The following is a 19411-nucleotide window of genomic DNA, read 5'->3' on the forward strand; positions in this document are numbered from 1 at the left end:
TTATGAATATTGGCTCTTTGGTCAAATCAGGCTTGGCCGCCGCACTACTGTGGGCGGCGGCCGGCCCGGCCTTCGCGGTCACCTGCACCTACATGAACGGAATCCAGCCGGCGGTGGGCAACATGCCCTTGCAGGTCTCGGCACTCACCGTCGGGCGAGATGTGCCGGTGGGCACCGAAGTGTATCGCCAGACATTCAACATGGCCGGCGGCCAGGCGGTGAAAGCGGAGTGCCTGTATGCCCCATATCAACAATTTACCGAGTTTTTGGTTGAGGCAGGTTTCGGCCTGGCCGCATGGACCAGCGGGACGTATGCCGGCAAAGTCTACAAAACCAACATTGCGGGGCTGGGGGTTGCCTTCAGCAGTACGGGCGGTCTGCTGCCCAGACAGACAGGCAAGGTATGGACCACTTGCGAAGCGGGCTTTCGCTGCCTTGTTCCTTTTGATGGGCCAGCCAATTTCGAGTTGATATTGATTAAGCTGGGCGACGTGACGCCGGGCGTGCTGCGGGGCGACTCCCTGCCGACCGTCAGCCTGTTCGGCAATTTCGACGATGCGAGAGTGCTGGGCTTCAAGATGGGCGTCTCCGGCAGTCTGCAGATTGTCTCGCGCACCTGCAGCACGCCGGATGTGGCGGTGTCCATGGGCACGCACCGGCCCAAAGCATTCACCGGGGTCAACAGCGCCACCGGCTGGACGGATTTTTCCATTTCCTTGAACAATTGCCCGGCCTTCCATGGCACAGTGAACAAGACGCCTGCCAGCTGGGTCTCGCAAAGCGGCAGCCCGCCGAGAGGCACGGGTGACAGCGGATCCCGCGACAATAACAGCCTGCAGTACCGCATCGATCCCGCTGGCGCCGCGATCAACCCGGCCAATGGCGTGCTGGGCCTCGATCCCAGTCCTGCGGGCCGTCCTCCCGCCGCCAGCGGCATAGGCGTGCAGGTGGCGACCACGGCCGGCACGCCGCTGCCGTTGGCAGCCAAGCGAAGCAGCGGCCTGACCCTGAGCGCCAGCGACCGCAGTTATACCATCCCCCTGCGCGCGCGTTACCTGCAGACCAGCAGCCGGGTGACGACGGGCCCGGCAAATACCTCGGCGACGTTTACGATCAGTTATGAGTAACGGTATTCAGGAAACCGGGGGGGGGGGGGGGCTGGGCCGGCTGACGGCGTGCCGGCGCAGATGACGCTGGCGCCGCCCCGGCGTCGTGCGGTAGAACAGGACGGCGCGCAGTGTCAAGCCAACGCCGCGGCCGACCATGCGCGCAGCATCTGGCCAAACGCTTCGGCCGCCGCCGTCTTGCTGGCGGCACGCCAGAGCAATTGAAATTGCGCGGCGGGCAGGGCGGGCAAGCCATGCTGGCCATCGATGACCACCATGCCCGCTTCCAGGTCGCCTTGCGGCAGGGCCGTGATGGCCAGCCCGGCCAGCACGGCGGCGCGCAAGCCCTGCTGGCTGGGCGAGGTGAACGCCACGCGCCAGTCGATTCCGGCGCCATCGAGGGCATCGACGCCCACTTGCCGGTGCATGCACGGCGCCGGCGAAAACGCCAGCGGCAGGGGCAACGCGCCGTCATGCCGGAAATCCTGCGCCGCGGCCCAGACGAAGCGCGTGCGGCGCAGCACGGCTGCCTCATCCTGGTCGCCGGCCAGGGCCATGACGACGGCCAGGTCCAGCGCATCGGCGGCGACTAGTTTCTGCAAGTCAAGATAAGTGCCGACCGTCACGTCCAGGCGCACGGCGGGAAACAGGTGCGCGAATTGCGCCAGCAGGGCCGGCAGGCGCGCGCCCATGAAATTTTCCGGCACGCCGAAGCGCACGGCGCCCGCGATCGAGGAACGCTGGAAGCGCCGCGACAGCGCATCCTGGGCCGCCAGGATCTGCCGCGCGTGGCGCAAAAAATCCTCGCCGTCTTCCGTCAGGCGCAGGCTGCGCGTCGTGCGCACCAGCAATGCGGTGCCCGCCTGCTGTTCCAGGCGGCGGATCTGGTGGCTGACGGCGGACTGGCTCAGGTGCAGCCGTTCGGCGGCGCGCGTAAAGCCGCCCGTGTCCGCTACGGCAACCAGGGCGCGCAGCAGGGCGGTATCGAAGTCCATGGAGCTCCCGTGATTCATGATGAAAATGAATGAATTGTACAAAATTTTATCATTTCCCTCATGAGTCGAGGCTTTCTAGAATGGCGGCTCGCGGTGCGCCGTCTCCACGCGCGCCTCCATGACTACCGACATCAAGGCTTCGATGCTACCGACTACTTCGCAACAAAATGCACTGACCCTGGCCGCCGTCTGCCTGGCCTCGCTCATGTTCGGCCTGGAAATTTCCAGCGTGCCCGTCATCCTGCCCACCCTGGAAACGCTGCTGCATGGCGACTTCAAGGATTTGCAGTGGATCATGAACGCCTACACCCTGGCCTGCACCACCGTGCTGATGGCCACGGGCACCCTGGCCGACCGCTATGGCCGCAAGCGTTTGCTGCTGGGCAGCCTGGCGCTGTTCGGCGTCAGTTCCCTCGTGTGCGGCTGGGCCGGCAGCACGGGCGTGCTGATCGCCGCGCGCGCACTGCAGGGCGCGGCCGGCGGCGCCATGCTGATTTGCCAGGTGGCCGTGCTGTCGCAGCAGTTCCCGGCCGGCGCCGCGCGGGGCAGGGCGTTTGGCGCCTGGGGCATCGTGTTTGGACTGGGCCTGGGCTTCGGACCCATCATCGGCGCGGCCATCGTCGCGCTGTCCAGCTGGCAATGGGTATTTCTCGTGCACGGGCCGCTGGCCGTCGTCGCACTGCTGCTGGCGGGCCAGGGCGTGACGGAATCGCGCGACCCGCAGCGGCGCAAGCTGGACGTGACAGGCATCGCCACCCTGTCGCTGGGCGTGTTCAGCCTGGCCTGGTGCATCACGCAGGGGCCGGCGCTGGGCTTTTCCGATCCGCGCAGCGTGGCCAGCCTGGCCGTGGCGCTGCTCAGCCTGATGCTGTTTGCCGTCATCGAACGCCGCCAGCCTGAACCGATGGTTGATTTTGCCGTCTTTCGCATTCGCCGTTTCTCGGGCGCCTTGCTCGGTTCGGCCGGCATGAACTGCAGTTTCTGGCCGTTCATGATCTATCTGCCCCTGTACGTGCAGCATGGCCTCGGCTACAGCGGCCTGGGCACGGGCCTGACCCTGCTGGCCTACACCTTGCCCACCTTGCTCATGCCGCCGCTGGCCGAGCGGCTGGCGCTGCGCTACCGCGCCGACCTGGTCATTCCTGCCGGCATGCTGGCCATCGGCGCAGGTTTCCTGCTGATGCTGTGGGGCAGCCATGCGGATGCCGCCAGCTGGCTGACGATCCTGCCCGGCTGCCTGCTGGCCGGCACGGGCCTGGGCTTGACGAATACGCCCGTCACCAACACGACGACGGGCGCCGTGCCCGGCGAACGGGCCGGCATGGCATCCAGCATCGACATCAGCGCGCGCATGGTCAGCCTGTCCATCAATATCGCGCTGATGGGTTTTATCCTCGTCGAAGGCATCCAGTCCGCCTTGCGCCAGCATGTGCCTGGCGGACTGGACGCAGCCGCCTTGCGCGCCATGGCCGAGGATTTGTCGGCAGGCAAGGGCGCCGGCGCGCTGCCGGCCGGCGTGGCCCAGCTTGCGCTCGCGCAAGGCTTTGGCGCCGTGATGCTGTATGGCGGCGTGGCCGCCTGCCTGTTCGCCGTGGCCAGCTGGCTGGTGTTTGGCGCCGCGAGGATGGGTGCGCCAAGTGCGGGGAGGCTATAATCGGGCACGTTGACAAGTGTTGCTCAACGTCATTACGAGGCTGCCCATGCATAAACTGATTTCCGAACTCACCCGCCTGTACCTGTTCGAGGAACAGCAGCACTACGTCGATGCGCAGGGCGGCGCCCAGCCTTTGATGCCGGCCGTGCTGGCGCGGCACCTGTCGGGCGAGCAGACGGTGGCGGTGCGCCTGGTGAGCGGACACGGCCTGGCGCGCGCGCTGGTGCTGGAGTTTGGCGGCAAGGGCGGCGGCGAGGCGCACTGGAGCGCGCTGTGCACGATCGCCAATGCCGTGCAGCACGAGCTGGACTTGCCGGCGCCTGCCGTCAGCATCTCGGGCACGGCGTTCCAGCTGTGGCTGTCCCTGGCCACGCCCGTGCCCGCCGACCAGGCGCGCCAGTTCGTGCAACTGCTGCGCTCGACCTTCTTGCCCGCCTCGACGGACATCCTCGCCGTCGCGCCGCCAGACTACGTGGAACAGGCGGCGCTGCCGCCATGCCTGCAGCCCTCGGGCAAGTGGGCCGCCTTCATCCACCCCAGCATGGGCGCCGCCTTCGTCGACGAGCCGGGCCTGGACATGCCGCCGCCGCCGGCCGCCCAGCTGGGTTTCCTGGAAAGCTTACGCAGCATCAATCCGGGACAATTCGCGCAGGCACTGGCCAAGCTGCAGGGACATGCGGGGCTGGCTGAGGCGGCGCCTGCTCCCGTCGCCGCTCCATTGCCAGCGGCAACCTCCGCCATGGCGCCGGGTTTGCTGTTGCAGGACGCCACCCTGGAAGACATCGTGCGCTGGCTGCATGCGCGCCATATCGAGCCGACGTTCCGGCACCGGCTGCCGTAGCGGGGGCATTGTCGAGCAGGCTGGCCCGCCAGCTTTTTTACACCTCGTCAGTTGGGTGCCGAATGTGCGTAACTACCGATTTCCACTGCACCGTAATTCTTGACCGGATAGACCTCCAGACTCGCCTTGACCAGTTCTCGCCGCAGCCCGCCGTTGTTCGCTTGCTCGGCACAGCGAACCTTCAAGCCTTCGGCCTGGGAAGCGGCCGATAGCATGAGGCCACCTTCGTCGTGGTAGAACTCCACATCCGGGGCCAGGTACTGCGTAAATGCGGCGATATCGCAGGAATTGAAGGCACTGAACAATGCATCGTCCATCTGTTCAATTGTTTTCCTCAGCGGCTCGGGTGCTGTCGAAAAGGATGACTGCTGTGCCATTTTTATTTGACGTGGCGCAAGATGCCAGGGTGATGACGGAGATGAACGCCAGGCTGGCGCGCCCATGCATGCCAGGCCGTATCATCCACCAAGGCGCGCAGGACCAGGCTGCCAGCGGCGACGGGGGCAGATCAAACCCACTGGTCGTTTTCGGCGCTGCGCGCGCCCCTGGCGCCATCGCCCGTGTTGACCACGCCGCGCGGTTCGATGAGCATCAGTTTTACCTCGGCGCCGGCACACGGTTTGTGCTCGACGCCCTTCGGCACCACGGCCATCTGGCCGGCGCGCAGCACGATGGCGCCATCGCCCGCCGGACCGCCGCGGAAATCGATGCGCAGTTCGCCTTCGAGGACGAAAAAGGTCTCGTCCGTTTCAGCATGCCGGTGCCACTGGAATTCGCCTTGCACCTTGACGACCTTGATTTGATAATCATTCATTTCTGCCACGACACGTGGTTGCCACTGTTCGTGGATCAGCGCCACCTTGCTGGCCAGGTCGATGCTCTTGCATTGACCGCGGTCAAGCGGCATGGCGGTGTGGCTTTGGGGCTGGGACATGGTTTGCTCCATTCAATGTAGATGTGCCGACGATACGCCGGCGGCGCGCACCCGTATTGAACGATCGTGGCGGCGTCAGCCGGGCCCGGCGCTCTGGACGATGCGCAGCCAGCGTCCCGGCGTCATGCCAAATGCCTTCGAGAAATGCCGCGTCATATGGCTCTGGTCGGCGAAGCCGGCGCTGGCGGCGGCGTGGGCGAGCGAACTGCCTGCGATCAGCAGGCGGCGCACGGTATCGAGGCGCCGCATCGTCAGGTAGCGGTAGGGGCTGGTGCCGTAGAACAGGCGAAAATCATGCGACAGGCTCCAGCGGTCGCGCCCGGTGGCCTGTTCCAGTTGTGCCAAAGTGACGACCTGCGCATGGTGCGCGTGCAGATACTCGCGGGCGCGCCGTGCCGCAAGGAAATCGCCGCCGTGGCGGCGTGCGGGCAGGCCGGCGACAGCGGCCAGCGCGTGCACCAGCTCGGCCAGTCCATCGCTTTGCTCCAGCGCTTCGGGCGCATGGTGGACGGGGTGCAGCAAGGCCACCGTTGCCGCGGCGACACGTGCGTCGCTGCTCACGCCGCCTTCGATGAAGGGCAGCGCCTGTCCGCCGAGGAAGTCCTGGAAGAGTGCGGGTGGCACGTACATCATGCGGTACTGGAAGCCTTCGCCGCTGCCCGCCTGTCCGTCGTGGGCCTCGTCGGGATGCAGCACCATGGTGTTGCCAGGCACGCTGTTTTGCTTGCCGCGCCGGTAATGAAAACTCTGGACCCCGGCCAGCGTGCGGCCGATGGCATAGGTGTCATGGCGATGCATGGCATAGGCGTTGCCGTGAAACCAGGCTTCGATGCGCTCCATGCCGTCTACCGGCCTGGCGTGCCGGACCCAGTCGGTTTTTTTGTCGGGCAATCGGCGTGTCATGTCAGCGGCATCCGTACATCAAGCCGCCATTTCCCGCAGCAAGGCGGCCACCAGCTGCGCCGCGCCCATTTCCCGCGCCAGCGGCGCGCCCTGGCCGGCCCATTGCGCGGCGAATTCGCTGTCGCCATGCCGGCTGGCCGCCGCGTTTAATTGCTTGGCGGCATCGTAGGCGACGGGATAGGCAGCTGGCGGCGGGCTGCCCGGCGCCTCGCCATGTTCGATCAGCCGGTTCACCATGCCGCGCGCCAGGCGGCCCGAGAGCACGCTGGTCAGGCGGGTGCTTGCGGCCCGTGCGCTGTGCAGGTTGGCGCGGTAGCCCGCGTTGGCCGACGATTCCGGACACAGCACGAACGCCGTGCCCAGCTGGGCCGCCACGGCGCCCAGGTCCAGCGCGGCGCGGATGCCTTGTCCATCCATGATGCCGCCGGCGGCGATCAGGGGGAGGGCAGTGCGGCCCGCCAGCAGCCGCAGCAGCACGCTGGTGCTGTGGCGCTCGTCGGGCGCTTGCGGGTCGAACACGCCCCGGTGGCCGCCCGCTTCCACGCCTTGCGCCACGATGGCGTCGACGCCTGCCTGTTCGATCAGCATCGCCTCGCGCAGACTGGTGGCCGTGGCCATGGTGCAGACGCCGGCCTGGCGCAGGGCGGCGATCTGCTGCGGCGCCGGCAAGCCGAAATGGAAGCTGACGACGGCGGGGCGCTGTTCCAGCAACAGGGCAAACGCCGCCTCGTTGCCGAGAAAGGTTTGGTAGATCTCGTCGAGTTCCTCTGGCACGGGCACGCCCAGCTCCGCGAACAGGGGCGCCAGATGGGCCAGCCAGGCCGCTTCGCGCCGCGCATCGCGCACCGCCGGCGCATGGCAGAACACATTCACGTTGAAGGGGCGGTCCGTCAGCGCGCGGGTTTCCTCGATCATCTGGCGCGCCTGCGCCACGCTGCCGGCGCCGATGGCCACCGAACCGAGGCCGCCCGCATTCGAGACGGCGGCCGCCATGCGCGGCGTGGAGACGCCCGCCATCGGCGCCTGGATGATGGGGTGCTGCAGGGCGAGACGGTCGAGGAAGCGCTGGGAGGTGCTCATGATGTGTCCTTCATGAAGTTGAGGATGTTGCGCAATATTCTTATTTGAAGAATATAATAGCATAATAATTCTTCAATCGAGAACGTGATGGACATGGAATCCCTGACGATTTTTTGCGCCGTGGCCAGTGAGCTGAGCGTCACCCAGGCCGCAGCCCGGCTGGGCCGCGCGCCGTCCAGCGTCACCACGCGCATCCAGCAGCTGGAAGCCGATATCGGCGCGGAACTGTTCGTGCGCGCCAACAAGCGCATGGCCCTGACGGCGGCGGGCGAACGCTTTCTTGAGTATGCGCAGCGTTTGCTGGCGCTGGCGGAAGAGGCCCGCCACGTCGTCACGGGCGGGCGCGAGGGCGGCACCTTGCGCGTCGGCAGTATGGAAAGCACGGCGGCCAGCCGCCTGCCGGCGCTGCTGGCCGCGTATCACGCCCGTCATCCGGAGACGCGGCTGGCGCTGAGCACGGGGCCGTCGCGGCCCCTGATCGAGCAGGTGCGCACGGGTTTACTCGACTGCGCCTTCGTCGCCTTGCCGCCAGCGTTCGGCGGTGCCGCCGCCCTGGCGGAGCTGGGCCTGGCATCGGCCGCCGTGTGGCGCGAGGAACTGTGCTTGCTGCTGCCAGCCAGCGAAGGGCAGGCGCGCCGCGCCGCGGACGTGCGCACGCGCTCGCTGGCGGCGTTTCCGCAAGGCTGCACCTACCGCGGCATCGCCGAAGAGCTGCTGGGCGTGGCCGGCAGCACGCAGTGGCGGGTGCAGGAGCTGAGTTCGTATCACACCATGATCGCCTGCGTGGCGGCCGGCGCCTGCGTGACCGTGCTGCCCGCCAGCGTGCTGGCGCTGTCGGACGCGCCGGCCACCCTGGCGACTATTTCCGTAGGGAAAATCGACACGGTGCTGGTCTGGCGCGCGGGCTTCGACGTGCCCGCGTTCCAGCATTTGCAGGCGCAGCTGGGCGAGGTGGAGGTGGCGCCGTGAGCGGGGCGGCCAGGCTGCGCGCGGCCATCGCCGCGGCGGCGATCCTTGCCATCGGCATGGGCTTCGGCCGCTTCGCCTTCACGGCCATCTACCCGCACATGGTGGGAGAGGGCGTCTTGAGCTTGCGCGACGGCAGCCTGGCCGCCTCGGCCAACTATGCCGGTTACTTGCTGGGCGCCATCCTGGCCATGCGCGCGCGGGCCCACGGCGCGCACCGGCTGTGCCTGTGGTCGGTGGCCGGCACGGCGCTGTGCCTGGGCGTGCTGGCTGTGCCGATGCCCGTCTGGCTCATCGTGACGGTGCGGGGCGTGGCGGGCGTGTTCAGCGCCCTGGCCATGGTGGCGGCTTCGCTGTGGCTGCTGGAACAGCGCCGGCAGGCGCGCGGCGCGCCGCTGCTATACGCAGGCGTGGGCGTCGGCATCGCCGTCTCGGCCGAATTGCTGGTGCTGGCATCGCACCTGGGCTGGCACAGCGCCGGCATGTGGCTGCTGCTGGCCGGCGTCACCGTGCTGGCGGGGCTGGCGGCCGCACCGGCCATTGCCGCCAGCGGCGAAGCGACCCTGGACGCGGCGCCGCAAGCCGCCGCACCGGCGCTGGCGTCCGTGGCGTCGTGGCCGCTGGTGCTGATCTACGGGCTGGCAGGGCTCGGCTACATCGTCACGGCCACGTACCTGCCTGTGCTGGTCGGCGCGGCCTTGCCCGGGCTGAACTCCGCCCACGTGTGGGCCGTCTTCGGCCTCGGTGCGGCGCCGTCGTGCTTCCTGTGGCACCGGCTGCACGGGCGCCTGGGCACGCGCCGGGCGCTACGGCTGAACCTGTTGCTGCAGGCGCTGGGCGTGGCGCTGCCCGTGCTGGCGCCCTCGGCCGCCGGTTACCTGCTCAGCGCCATCCTCGTCGGCGGCACGTTCGTCGGCACGGTGACCATCGCCATGCCGGCCGCGCAGCGGGCCGCCGTCAAGGCGGGCACCAACATGATGGCCATCATGACGGTGGTGTATGGCATCGGCCAGATCATCGGCCCCGTGCTGGCGGGCAGCCTGTATGCGCAGTCGCACAGTTTCAACAGTTCGCTGCTGGCGGCCGCCGGCGCGCTGCTGCTGGCCATCATCGTGAGCTTGCGGCTATAAAACTCAGAGATCGAACGCGCAGCGCATGAAAGCGTGCCGCAGCACGTTGACCCTGGCGGAATCGCGCGTGTAGTACAGCTTATTGGTCAGCAGCACCGCATAGCGGCCGCGCCGGGGGCTGAGCCACAGCGCCGTGCCGGTGAAACCCTGGTGGCACCAGATGTCGTCGTGCGGCCCTGTGCCTGCCGCCGGGTGCCAGAACAGGCCGCGCGACGGGCTCAAGGAACCCGTCTGTACCGTCAGCGAATCACGCACCCAGCCGGCATCGAACACCTCGCCGTGCCGCTCCTGCGCCAGTATCGCCTGCAGGAAGCGCTGCAGGTCGGGCACGTTGGAAAACAGCCCGGAAATGCCGCATACGCCGCCCAGCAGCCGCGTCGAAAAATCATGCGTCACGCCGGCAAGGTGGGCGCCCGCCTGTTCGCAATACTCGGTCGGCGCGACCAGTTGGCCGTGGCGTGGCGCCAGCGGGCCATAGCCGGTGGCGGCCATGCCCAGCGGCCGCAGGATATGCTGTTCCAGGGCCCGGTCCAGGGGCATGCCCAGCAGCCGCTCGATGACCAGGCCGAGGATCAGCGCCGCGCGGTCCGTGTACTCCACGGCTTGGCCTGGTATGCCTTCCAGCGGCTCGCGCAGCACGCCGCGCACGATATCGTCGTACACCTCGCCATAGCTGGCGCGCAGGCGGGCGCGCAGCGGCAGGCCGGCCGTATGCGTGAGCAGCTGGAAAATCGTGACGGGCGCCAGCGCGTATCCTGCCGTGCCGGGCAGCAGGTCGGCCAGCCTGCTGTCCAGGCCCAGGCGTTCCTGCTTCAGCAGCCGGCCCGTCAGCGACCAGACGCTGACGATCTTGGTCAGCGAAGCGATGTCGAACAGGGTGTCGACCTGCATCGCGGCACTGGCGGGCTCGGGCGTGAGCCGCCCGGCTGCGCCCGCCACGCCATGGTCGACGGTGCCCACGGCCCAGGCCGCGCCCGGGAAGATGTGATCGTGCACGCCGGCTTCCACTAGCGCTGTCAATTGCTCTGAATTGTTGCTTATTTGCATGATGATTATGCTGTGTTTGTCTTGTCATGCTCTGCCGCTGCCACCCCCAGCCAGCGCGCCACCGATTGCGCCAGCCATTCCCCCTCGTCCAGGGGCAGGTCGTGGCCCGCATCGCTGTGGATCAGGCAATCGGCTTGCCAGGCGCGCGCCAGGCGCTGCGAGCAGCGGTGGTCGACCAGCCAGTCTTGCGCGCCGGCCATCACCAGCACGGGCATGGCCGGGCGGATCGCCGGGGCGCGGTAACGGGCGGCCGACAGCAGCTGGCGCAGCGCATTGCGCCGGCTGACGGGGTATTCCTGCTGGAAACTGAGCCAGTCGGCCAGCAGCGCCGGGTTGCCATGGGCATGCCTGCGGCTGGTCAGGCGCAAGATCAGCGCCTCCTGGCTGCGTGCATCGCCGACCAGCAACTGGCGCAGCAGCGCGCCATAGTTTTGCCAGCGCAGGCGCATGTAAAACGGACTGTAGGGCCGCATGCTCGTGTTGATAAGCACGCAACATCCGATTTCCTGCGGGTAGCGGTGCGCCCATTCCACGGCCACCATGCCGCCCAGCGACAGGGCCAGCAGATGGTACGGTGCGGGGATGCCGCGCGCCAGCAAGTCCTGGCGGCAATTTTCCACCATGCCGGCCACGCGGGTAGCGCTGTCGTCCGTATGGCGCGTGCCGTTGCCGGGCAGGTCGGGCGTGACGATGCGGGCGCCGGGCAGGGCGCGCGCCAGGGTGTCCGGGAAGCTTCCCCAGTGGCGCTGTTCACGCATCAGGCCGCGCAGCAGGATCCAGTTCTCACGCGTGTTGATCTGCATCATGTTTCATACCATTGCGCCAGGGCGCGCCGGCGCTGCGCCTTGCGCAGCAAGCCTTCCGGCATCCAGCGGCCGTGGCTGCTGGCGGCGCGCATGAGGAAATCGAACCACACCAGGTGCCGGCGCAGCACGCGCTGCAGGCGGTGCGCGGCCGTGGGATTGAAGATGCTGACCCGGTTGAACAGCTGGCGCGGGTTTTTCTTGACCCACAGCCACGAGCCCATTTCCAGCGTCAGCGGCAGGAACACGCGCCCGCTGTAGCTGGTGCCGTTCAGGTACAGATAGTCCCACAGGTCGCCATGCGTGCGGTATTGCCGGCTTTGCGGCTCGAACACATAGTTGTGGTTCGGGTAGCTTTGGCTGAACAGCTCTTCCAGCGCGCCAATCTCGGCCAGATGGGCTATCGGCACCTTGGTGTGAGCGTGGGGAAACCAGATGCGGTCGCGCAAGCCGAAGCCGGAATGGCAATCGAGGGCGATGCTGAACTGGCGCGACAGCAGCTCGCGCTCGACGAGATCGCACACGGCCTGGCTTTCCGCCTCCATCGGGCCGTCCGCCGCACCGCGGTACCAGGGCAGGCGTGCGCTGTAGCGCTGCCCGCCGAGCATGAACGGCACTCTTTCGCGCGCGCTCAGGGGCGCGTTGCGCATCAGGTCCACGCCGCGCGGATTGCTGCGCGTGGCTTGCCACATGCCACCCGGATTGACCAGCGGCATGAACACGAGGCGCATGGTTTCCAGCTGCTGGTGCAGGGTGGCGTCCCAGCGCAGGCGCGCGATCAGGCTTTCCAGGAAGGACAGCAGTACCTGTGTGCCGATACGTTCGAGCCCGTGGATGCCGCCGAAAAAGCCCAGCACGGGCACGTCGGGACTCGGATTGCCCAGCGCAATCGAGTACACGGGAAATGCGCGCCCATCCATGGCGATGCTGCAGGGCGCAGCCACTTCCAGGTGGCTGCCGCCCTCGTCGATGAGGCGCTTCAGCATGACCAGCTCGGGCAGATTCTTTTCGATCATCAGGCGTCTGAAAGGGAAAGTGACAGCCAGTGTAGCCGAAATCATTGCCGCGCCAGACGTCCCGCATGGCGAAATTTATGGATGGCAAGCATGTCATGAGGCCGTCATCTTGCTTGTGTAGCTTATTGCGGTTGAGGCAAAAAATCACTGCCTGGCTACACCCCGGCGTCGTTTGCGCTTGCGCAAAGGACAGGTGCAGCGTGGCGCTGAGCGGTATTCTGCGTTCGTTCGCGTACAGACGCGTGGAAATCCGGCCGTCAGACTGCTGCTTCGGGCCTGCATGCGCCCACCCAGCCAGTCCACAGCCAGGAGGAAGCGCAACATGACAGAGTGTAATCACATCAGTGCCGGCAGGCGCGGCTTGCTGATCGCCGGCGCGCTGTCGGCCACGGCGGTGGCCGTGCCCGGCGTGGCGGGAGCGGCGGAAGCGGTCAACACGGCCACCCAGGCAGGCGCCTCCCCGCCGCCCGTCCTGATGAAAGTCAGCCTGGAAATCAACGGCCGGCGCCACAGCCTGGAACTCGACACGCGCACCACCTTGCTCGACGCCTTGCGCGAACACCTGCACTTGACGGGCACAAAAAAGGGCTGCGACCACGGCCAGTGCGGCGCCTGCACCGTCATGCTGGACGGCCAGCGCATCAATGCCTGTTTGACGCTTGCCGTGATGCATGACGGCGCCAAGGTCACCACCATCGAGGGGCTGGGCACGCCCGAGAAACTGCATCCGATGCAGGCCGCCTTCATCGCGCATGACGGTTATCAATGCGGCTACTGCACGCCGGGGCAGATCTGCTCGGCCGTCGCCGCGCTGGGCGAGATCCGCCAGGGCATCCCCAGCCACGTCAGCGCGGACTTGAACGCGGCCCCCTCGGTGACGCCCGAAGAATTGCGCGAACGTATGAGCGGCAATATTTGCCGCTGCGGCGCGTACTCCAACATCATCGAAGCCATCACCGAGGTGGCGGGGAGGCCGGCATGAGAGTGTTCAGTTATCAAAAACCCGCCACGCCGGCCGAAGCGGCTGCTGCCGCCTTGCATACGCCGGGCGCCCGTTTCATCGCGGGCGGCACGAATCTGCTCGATCTGATGAAGCTGGAGATCGAAACGCCCGCGCATTTGATCGACGTCAATGGCCTGGCGCTGGACAAGGTGGAGACGACGAAGGACGGCGGCTTGCGCATCGGCGCCCTCGTGCGCAACACGGCGCTGGCGGCGCACGCCACCGTGCGCCGCGACTACGCCGTGCTGTCGCGCGCCTTACTGGCCGGTGCCTCGGCGCAATTGCGCAACAAGGCGACGACGGCGGGCAACCTGCTGCAGCGCACGCGCTGCCCGTATTTCTATGACACGAACCAGGCGTGCAACAAGCGCGTGCCGGGCAGCGGCTGCTCGGCCATAGCCGGCTTCAGCCGGCCGCTGGCGATTTTGGGCAGCAGCGAGGCCTGCATCGCCACGCACCCGAGCGACATGGCCGTGGCCATGCGCGTGCTCGACGCCGGCATCGACACGGTGCGGGCCGACGGCAGCACGCGCAGCATCCCCATCGCCGATTTTTACCGCTTGCCGGGCAGTACGCCGCAGCTGGAAACGGTGCTGCAGCCGGGCGAATTGATCACCAGCGTCACCTTGCCCCTGCCTATCGGCGGCACGCACGTCTACCGCAAGGTGCGCGACCGCGCCTCGTATGCGTTCGCGCTGGTGTCCGTGGCGGCCATCATCTTGCCCGATGGCACGGGCAGGCTGGCCTTGGGCGGCGTCGCGCCGCAGCCGTGGAGAATTGCCGCCGCCGAGCAGGCGATACCGAATGGCGCCACTGCCGTGAGCGAACGCCTGCTGGCCGGCGCCAGGCCGACGGCCGACAACGGCTTCAAGCTGATCCTGGCGCAGCGCACCGTGGCGTCCGTACTGGCGCAAGCGCAAGCGAAGAAAGGCTAGAGCCATGAAATTCACGACACCTGCGACCACCAATCCCATCGACCAGCTGAAAGTCGTGGGCCGCCCCACGGACCGCATCGACGGCCCCCTGAAAACCACGGGCACGGCGCCGTACGCGTATGAACAGAACAAGGCCGCGCCGCATGCCGCCTACGGCCACGTCGTCGGCGCGGCGATTGCCAAGGGCCGCATCGCGTCCATCGACACAAGCGCGGCGAGCCTGGCGCCGGGCGTGCTGGCCGTGGTGACGGCGGAATCGGCTGGCAAGCTGGGCAAAGGCAAGATGAACACGGCGAAACTGCTGGGCGGCCCGGACATCGAGCATTACCACCAGGCCATCGCGTTGGTGGTGGCGGAAACCTTCGAGCAAGCGCGTTCGGCCGCGCAGTTGCTCGACGTAAAGTATGTCGAGCAGCCGGGCGCCTTCGACCTGGCCAAGGCCAAGGGCAGCGCTGTAAAGCCGAAGGATGGCAAGCCCGACAGCAAGACGGGCACCTTCGCCAGCGCCTTTGCCACTGCCCCCGTGCGGCTGGACGCGACCTACACGACGCCTGACCAGTCGCACGCCATGATGGAGCCGCACGCCTCGATTGCCGCGTGGGAGGGCGATCAATTGACGCTGTGGACGGCGAACCAGATGGTGGACTGGGGCCGGGGCGACCTGGCCCGCACCCTGGGCGTGCCGAAGGACAAGGTGCGCATCGTTTCGCCATATATCGGCGGCGGCTTCGGCGGCAAGCTGTTCGTGCGCGCGGAAGCCTTGCTGGCTGCCTTGGGTGCGCGCGCCGCGCAGCGTCCCGTCAAGGTCGCCCTGACGCGGCCCCTGATGTTCAACAACACGACGCACCGGCCCGCCACCATCCAGCGCCTGCGCCTCGGCGCCACGCGCGATGGCAAGATCACGGCCATCGGCCATGAATCGTGGTCGGGCGACTTGAAGGGCGGCCAGCCGGAAACGGCCGTGATGCAGACGCGCCTGCTGTACGCGGGTGCCAACCGCATGACGGCCATGCGCCTGGCCGTGCTCGACTTGCCGGAAGGCAACGCCATGCGCGCGCCGGGCGAGGCGCCGGGGCTGATGGCGCTGGAAATCGCCATGGACGAGCTGGCGGACAAGCTGAAAATGGATCCCATCGTCTTGCGCATCCTGAACGACACCAAGGTAGACCCGGAAAAGCCGGGCAGACCGTTTTCCCAGCGCCGCCTGATCGACTGCCTGCGCACGGGCGCCGTGGAATTCGGCTGGAAAGAGCGGCAAAGCCAGCCCGGCGCGCGGCGCGACGGCCGCTGGCTGGTGGGCATGGGCGTGGCGGCGGCCTTCCGCAACAACCTCGTCATGCAGTCCGCCGCCAGGGTGCGCCTGGACGGCAACGGCATCGTGACCGTGGAAACGGACATGACGGATATCGGCACGGGCAGCTACACGATCATTGCGCAGACGGCGGCGGAAATGCTGGGCGTGACCTTGAACCGTGTCGTCGTGCGCCTGGGCGACTCGGATTTTCCCGTTTCGGCCGGTTCGGGCGGGCAGTGGGGCGGCAACAGTTCGACGGCCGGCGTGTACGCGGCCTGCGTGCGCCTGCGCCAGGCCATTGCCGGCAAGCTGGGCTTTGATGAAAATCAAGCACGCTTTTCCGATGGACAGGTGAGCCAGGGCGAGCGCAGCGTGCCGCTCGCGGCCGCCGCCTTTCATGGCGATGTCGTCGCGGAAGACCACATGGAATACGGCGACCTCGACAAGAAATTCCAGCAATCGACGTTCGGCGCGCATTTCGTGGAAGTGGGCGTGGACAGCGACACGGGCGAAGTGCGCGTGCGGCGCATGCTGGCCGTGTGCGCGGCCGGCCGTATCCTCAATCCCAAAGCGGCGCGCAGCCAGGTGATCGGCGCCATGGCCATGGGCGTGGGGGCGGCCCTGATGGAGGAACTCGTCGTTGACCGGCGCCGCGGCTTCTTCGTCAACCACGACCTGGCCGGCTACGAAGTGCCCGTGCACGCCGACATCCCGCACCAGGACGTCATTTTCCTGGAAGAAACGGACCCCACGTCCTCGCCCATGAAAGCCAAGGGCGTGGGCGAGCTGGGCATCTGCGGCGTGGCGGCGGCGGTCGCCAACGCCGTCTACAACGCGACGGGCGTGCGGGTGCGCGACTATCCGCTGACCCTGGACAAGCTGCTGCGGGGGCTGCCCGTGATGGCTTAGTATCCCGGCGCCGCCGCGCGCGTGACAAAGCGTGTATTTTTGGTAATTTTCAAGTGCTATGCTCGGAACGCATGTTGCGGGGCAAGTTCCCTGTCCGCAAGGCCATGCCGCCAGGAGAATGCATGAACAGCTCATCAATGCCGCCGCGGATACTCATCGTCGATGACGAGCTGGCGCATGTGCGCGCGCTGTGCGACACCTTGCGCGGCCAGGCGTACGACACGACGGGGCTCGCGTCGGGCGAGGCGGCGCTGTCCCTGCTGGCCGTCGAATCGTTCGACCTGCTGCTGGTCGACCTGATGATGCCGGGCATGAACGGCATCGCCGTGGTGGAAGCGGCGCGCAAGATCGATCCTGACCTGGCCTGCATCATCATGACGGGCGAAGGCACGATCGCCTCGGCCGTGCAAGCCATGAAGGCGGGGGCGCTCGACTATGTCGTCAAGCCGTTCAAGGTGTCCGGCATCCTGCTGATACTGGCGCGGGCGCTGGAAACGCGCCAGCTGCGCCTCGCCAATGCGCGCCTGGAACTGCTGCTGCGCCAGCACACGGACGAACTCGACGCCATGAACCGGGATTTGCGGCTGGCGCGCGAAGTGGCCGAGCGGGCGAACCAGGAAAAGACCAATTTCCTGGCCAGCATGAGCCACGAGCTGCGCACGCCGCTCAACGCCATCCTGGGCTTTTCGCAGATGCTGACGTCCGATTCCATCCCCTCGACGGCACAGGAAAAGAAAACCTTTGCCTCGCACATCTTTGGCGCCGGCCGGCATTTGTTGACCCTGATCAACGATATCCTCGATATCGCCAAAATCGAGTCGGGCAATCTGTCGCTGTCGATGGAACCCGTGGGCCTGGCCGACATCTACCACGAATGCTGGCAAATGATGGAGCCGCTGGCGCACAAGCGCGGCATCACCTTGACGTTCGTCGAAGCGGGCGGCGTACACGTGCTGGCCGACCGCACGCGCCTCAAGCAGGTGCTGATCAACCTGCTGTCGAACGCCGTCAAGTACAACCGCGAACAGGGCGAGATCCACGTCGATTGCCAGCCCGCCGATGCGCGGCAGCTGCGCCTGTCCGTGCGCGACACGGGCACCGGGCTGAGCGCCGCGCAGCTGGAGGCGCTGTTCCAGCCCTTCAACCGCCTGGGGCGCGATGCGCGCGACGAGGAAGGCACGGGCCTGGGCCTGGTGGTCAGCAAGCGCCTGGCCGAAGCCATGCAGGCCAGGCTGGGCGTGGCCAGCACGCCCGGGCGCGGCAGCACCTTCTGGCTCGATATCGCCAGTTGCCCGGCGCGCCAGCCGCTGCAGGAAAGCCCGCGCCTGTTCGCCATTGCCCGGCCCGCTGAAACGCTACCGTTGCCGGAGCGCAAGACGCTGCTGTACGTGGAAGACAATCCCCTGAACGTGACCCTGGTGGCGAACCTGATCCATTTCCGTCCCGATCTCGACCTGCTGTCGGCCGGCGACGGGCAGACGGGCCTGGACCTGGCGCGCCGCCACCTGCCGCAGCTGATACTGATGGATAGCGACCTGCCCGACATCAGCGGCACGCAAGTCATGCAACTGCTGCGTGCCGATGCCCGCACCGCGCATATTCCCGTCATCGCCCTGACGGCCGTGGCCGGACCCGGCGATATCCGCCAGGGGCTGGCGGCGGGCTTTTACCGCTATCTGACCAAGCCTATCGACGTGGCGGCGTTTTCCGAGGCCATCAACAGCGCGCTGGAGTCGGCCACGGCGCCGTGCAGCGCATGAGCGGCGCGGCGCCGGCGCGGCGGACGCTCAGGCGGGCGGCCGCACTGCTGCTGCTGGCGCTGGCCGCCGTGGCCATCTGGCGGCTCAATGCCCGTCCCGCGCCGCCGGCCGGCCCCGTGGAAGCGCTGCGCCTGGCCGTGAATGGGGAATACGTGGGCAGCTGCCCCGTGCTGGCCGCGCGCAGCCAGGGCTATTTCGCGCGCGAAGGCATCGACGCGCTGCTGCAGCCGTATTCGTCGGGCAAGGCGTCGCTGGAAGCCGTGCTGCAGGGCCGGGCGGAGCTGGGCACCGTGTCCGACATCCCCGTCGTGCTGGCCAGCCTGCAGAAGCAGTCCGTCGTCATCATCGCCAGCATCTTCGAGGCCGAGCGCGACCACGGCATCGTGGGGCGCCTGGACCGCGGCGTGTCCACGCCCGCCAGCCTGAAGGGCAAGCGCATCGGCGTGACCCTGGGCACGTCGGGCCAATTCGCGCTGGACGCCTTTTTGAACCGCCAGAAGCTGCTGCCCGGCGAAGTCACCGTGCGCAACTACGCGCCGGAGCAGCTGGCCGGGGCGCTGGCGCGGGGCGAGGTCGACGCGGCGGCCGGCTGGGAACCGTTCCTGACGGGCATGACGCATGCCATTGCGGGCAACGCGGCCATCTTCTATGGCGAGGATGTGTATGCCGGCCTGTTCAACGTGGCCGGCACGGGCGCCTATGTGCGCAGCCACCCGGCCATGATGCGCAAGGTGCTGCGCGCGCTGCTCGCCGGCGCGCGCTTTTGCCAGGACGAGCCCGACGCCGCGCGCGCGCTGTTTTCCAACGCCTCGGCCAGCGAGGCGGCGCGCCTGCAGGCGGCCTGGCATGGTTATCAGTTCGGCGTCGTGCTCGACCAGGGCTTGCTGCTGGCGCTGGAAGACGAGGCGCGCTGGGCCATCAGGAACCGCCTGGCCGGGAATGGCGAGATGCCGAACTTCCTCGACGCCGTCTACCTGGACGGCCTGGAAACCGTGGCGCCATCGGCCGTGACGGTCATTCATTGAGAAGGCTACC

At 67.5% G+C, this 19411-nt stretch carries 18 protein-coding genes; 10 read left to right on the forward strand and 8 right to left on the reverse strand.

Features of this window, described 5'->3' with window-relative positions:
* Positions 1 to 2 precede the first annotated feature (2 nt).
* Positions 3 to 1127 carry a fimbrial protein gene (locus AC1RJW_RS16100; RefSeq protein WP_493045796.1) on the forward strand — a complete coding sequence of 375 codons (1125 nt, stop codon included), beginning with the start codon at positions 3 to 5 and terminating at the stop codon, positions 1125 to 1127.
* Between the two features lie 113 nt (positions 1128 to 1240).
* On the opposite strand, the gene AC1RJW_RS16105 is transcribed toward AC1RJW_RS16100, so the two are convergent.
* On the reverse strand, positions 1241 to 2101 hold the full coding sequence (locus tag AC1RJW_RS16105) for a LysR substrate-binding domain-containing protein (RefSeq protein WP_493045797.1): 861 nt from the start codon (positions 2099 to 2101) through the stop codon (positions 1241 to 1243).
* Between the two features lie 118 nt (positions 2102 to 2219).
* On the opposite strand from AC1RJW_RS16105, the gene AC1RJW_RS16110 reads away from it, so the two are divergent.
* On the forward strand, positions 2220 to 3755 hold the full coding sequence (locus AC1RJW_RS16110) for an MFS transporter (RefSeq protein ID WP_493045798.1): 1536 nt from the start codon (positions 2220 to 2222) through the stop codon (positions 3753 to 3755).
* A 46-nt stretch (positions 3756 to 3801) separates the two neighbouring features.
* On the forward strand, positions 3802 to 4596 hold the full coding sequence (locus AC1RJW_RS16115) for a TOTE conflict system archaeo-eukaryotic primase domain-containing protein (protein ID WP_493045799.1): 795 nt from the start codon (positions 3802 to 3804) through the stop codon (positions 4594 to 4596).
* Between the two features lie 47 nt (positions 4597 to 4643).
* Here AC1RJW_RS16115 and AC1RJW_RS16120 read toward each other — a convergent pair whose 3' ends face one another.
* From AC1RJW_RS16120 to AC1RJW_RS16135, 4 genes are all read right to left on the reverse strand, one after another.
* Positions 4644 to 4913 (reverse strand): DUF4440 domain-containing protein, encoded by a 270-nt coding sequence (locus tag AC1RJW_RS16120; protein ID WP_493045800.1) that lies wholly within the window; start codon positions 4911 to 4913, stop codon positions 4644 to 4646.
* A 191-nt stretch (positions 4914 to 5104) separates the two neighbouring features.
* Entirely contained in the window at positions 5105 to 5530 is a 426-nt protein-coding gene (locus AC1RJW_RS16125) for a cupin domain-containing protein (RefSeq protein ID WP_493045801.1), read from the reverse strand.
* Positions 5531 to 5605: 75 nt separating this feature from the next.
* A complete protein-coding gene (locus tag AC1RJW_RS16130; protein WP_493045802.1) occupies positions 5606 to 6433 on the reverse strand; it encodes an AraC family transcriptional regulator in 828 nt (275 codons plus the stop codon).
* 18 nt (positions 6434 to 6451) lie between these two features.
* Positions 6452 to 7513 carry an NAD(P)H-dependent flavin oxidoreductase gene (locus AC1RJW_RS16135; RefSeq protein WP_493045803.1) on the reverse strand — a complete coding sequence of 354 codons (1062 nt, stop codon included), beginning with the start codon at positions 7511 to 7513 and terminating at the stop codon, positions 6452 to 6454.
* 87 nt (positions 7514 to 7600) lie between these two features.
* On the opposite strand from AC1RJW_RS16135, the gene AC1RJW_RS16140 reads away from it, so the two are divergent.
* Together AC1RJW_RS16140 and AC1RJW_RS16145 are read left to right on the forward strand one after the other, a co-directional pair.
* Positions 7601 to 8482, forward strand: a complete 882-nt coding sequence (locus AC1RJW_RS16140) for a LysR substrate-binding domain-containing protein (RefSeq protein ID WP_493045804.1) — start codon at positions 7601 to 7603, stop codon at positions 8480 to 8482.
* On the forward strand, positions 8479 to 9609 hold the full coding sequence (locus AC1RJW_RS16145; RefSeq protein WP_493045805.1) for a YbfB/YjiJ family MFS transporter: 1131 nt from the start codon (positions 8479 to 8481) through the stop codon (positions 9607 to 9609). The genes AC1RJW_RS16140 and AC1RJW_RS16145 overlap by 4 nt, the downstream gene beginning before the upstream one ends.
* A gap of 3 nt (positions 9610 to 9612) precedes the next feature.
* On the opposite strand, the gene AC1RJW_RS16150 is transcribed toward AC1RJW_RS16145, so the two are convergent.
* The 3 genes from AC1RJW_RS16150 to AC1RJW_RS16160 are packed head-to-tail and all read right to left on the reverse strand — an operon-like array spanning position 9613 to position 12475.
* A complete protein-coding gene (locus AC1RJW_RS16150) occupies positions 9613 to 10656 on the reverse strand; it encodes a serine hydrolase domain-containing protein (protein ID WP_493045806.1) in 1044 nt (347 codons plus the stop codon).
* A 5-nt stretch (positions 10657 to 10661) separates the two neighbouring features.
* Entirely contained in the window at positions 10662 to 11462 is an 801-nt protein-coding gene (locus AC1RJW_RS16155; RefSeq protein ID WP_493045807.1) for an alpha/beta fold hydrolase, read from the reverse strand.
* Entirely contained in the window at positions 11459 to 12475 is a 1017-nt protein-coding gene (locus AC1RJW_RS16160; RefSeq protein WP_493045808.1) for a M14 family zinc carboxypeptidase, read from the reverse strand. Before AC1RJW_RS16160 ends, AC1RJW_RS16155 begins: the two co-directional genes overlap by 4 nt.
* A gap of 322 nt (positions 12476 to 12797) precedes the next feature.
* Between AC1RJW_RS16160 and paoA the strand changes: the two genes are divergently transcribed.
* The 5 genes from paoA to AC1RJW_RS16185 all read left to right on the forward strand — a co-directional run bounded on the left by paoA (position 12798) and on the right by AC1RJW_RS16185 (position 19401).
* Positions 12798 to 13457 (forward strand): aldehyde dehydrogenase iron-sulfur subunit PaoA, encoded by a 660-nt coding sequence (paoA, locus tag AC1RJW_RS16165; protein WP_493045809.1) that lies wholly within the window; start codon positions 12798 to 12800, stop codon positions 13455 to 13457.
* Positions 13454 to 14413 (forward strand): FAD binding domain-containing protein, encoded by a 960-nt coding sequence (locus AC1RJW_RS16170; RefSeq protein WP_493045810.1) that lies wholly within the window; start codon positions 13454 to 13456, stop codon positions 14411 to 14413. Before paoA ends, AC1RJW_RS16170 begins: the two co-directional genes overlap by 4 nt.
* A gap of 4 nt (positions 14414 to 14417) precedes the next feature.
* On the forward strand, positions 14418 to 16616 hold the full coding sequence (paoC, locus tag AC1RJW_RS16175) for an aldehyde oxidoreductase molybdenum-binding subunit PaoC (RefSeq protein WP_493045811.1): 2199 nt from the start codon (positions 14418 to 14420) through the stop codon (positions 16614 to 16616).
* Positions 16617 to 16738: 122 nt separating this feature from the next.
* Positions 16739 to 18376: a response regulator gene (locus tag AC1RJW_RS16180; RefSeq protein WP_493045812.1), complete on the forward strand. Its 1638-nt coding sequence runs from the start codon at positions 16739 to 16741 to the stop codon at positions 18374 to 18376.
* Complete coding sequence (locus tag AC1RJW_RS16185) at positions 18373 to 19401, forward strand: ABC transporter substrate-binding protein (protein ID WP_493046052.1); 1029 nt, start codon at positions 18373 to 18375, stop codon at positions 19399 to 19401. Before AC1RJW_RS16180 ends, AC1RJW_RS16185 begins: the two co-directional genes overlap by 4 nt.
* Positions 19402 to 19411 lie beyond the last annotated feature (10 nt).

It is taken from the genome of Janthinobacterium sp. GW822-FHT07A03 (assembly GCF_058798815.1).

Coding starts and splice junctions, on each gene's coding strand:
- AC1RJW_RS16100 (WP_493045796.1), top strand. CDS start 3: ATGAATATTGGCTCTTTGGTCAAATCAGGCTTGGCCGCCGCACTACTG.
- AC1RJW_RS16105 (WP_493045797.1), bottom strand. CDS start 2,101: ATGGACTTCGATACCGCCCTGCTGCGCGCCCTGGTTGCCGTAGCGGAC.
- AC1RJW_RS16110 (WP_493045798.1), top strand. CDS start 2,220: ATGACTACCGACATCAAGGCTTCGATGCTACCGACTACTTCGCAACAA.
- AC1RJW_RS16115 (WP_493045799.1), top strand. CDS start 3,802: ATGCATAAACTGATTTCCGAACTCACCCGCCTGTACCTGTTCGAGGAA.
- AC1RJW_RS16120 (WP_493045800.1), bottom strand. CDS start 4,913: ATGGACGATGCATTGTTCAGTGCCTTCAATTCCTGCGATATCGCCGCA.
- AC1RJW_RS16125 (WP_493045801.1), bottom strand. CDS start 5,530: ATGTCCCAGCCCCAAAGCCACACCGCCATGCCGCTTGACCGCGGTCAA.
- AC1RJW_RS16130 (WP_493045802.1), bottom strand. CDS start 6,433: ATGACACGCCGATTGCCCGACAAAAAAACCGACTGGGTCCGGCACGCC.
- AC1RJW_RS16135 (WP_493045803.1), bottom strand. CDS start 7,513: ATGAGCACCTCCCAGCGCTTCCTCGACCGTCTCGCCCTGCAGCACCCC.
- AC1RJW_RS16140 (WP_493045804.1), top strand. CDS start 7,601: ATGGACATGGAATCCCTGACGATTTTTTGCGCCGTGGCCAGTGAGCTG.
- AC1RJW_RS16150 (WP_493045806.1), bottom strand. CDS start 10,656: ATGCAAATAAGCAACAATTCAGAGCAATTGACAGCGCTAGTGGAAGCC.
- AC1RJW_RS16155 (WP_493045807.1), bottom strand. CDS start 11,462: ATGATGCAGATCAACACGCGTGAGAACTGGATCCTGCTGCGCGGCCTG.
- AC1RJW_RS16160 (WP_493045808.1), bottom strand. CDS start 12,475: ATGATCGAAAAGAATCTGCCCGAGCTGGTCATGCTGAAGCGCCTCATC.
- paoA (WP_493045809.1), top strand. CDS start 12,798: ATGACAGAGTGTAATCACATCAGTGCCGGCAGGCGCGGCTTGCTGATC.
- AC1RJW_RS16170 (WP_493045810.1), top strand. CDS start 13,454: ATGAGAGTGTTCAGTTATCAAAAACCCGCCACGCCGGCCGAAGCGGCT.
- paoC (WP_493045811.1), top strand. CDS start 14,418: ATGAAATTCACGACACCTGCGACCACCAATCCCATCGACCAGCTGAAA.
- AC1RJW_RS16180 (WP_493045812.1), top strand. CDS start 16,739: ATGAACAGCTCATCAATGCCGCCGCGGATACTCATCGTCGATGACGAG.
- AC1RJW_RS16185 (WP_493046052.1), top strand. CDS start 18,373: ATGAGCGGCGCGGCGCCGGCGCGGCGGACGCTCAGGCGGGCGGCCGCA.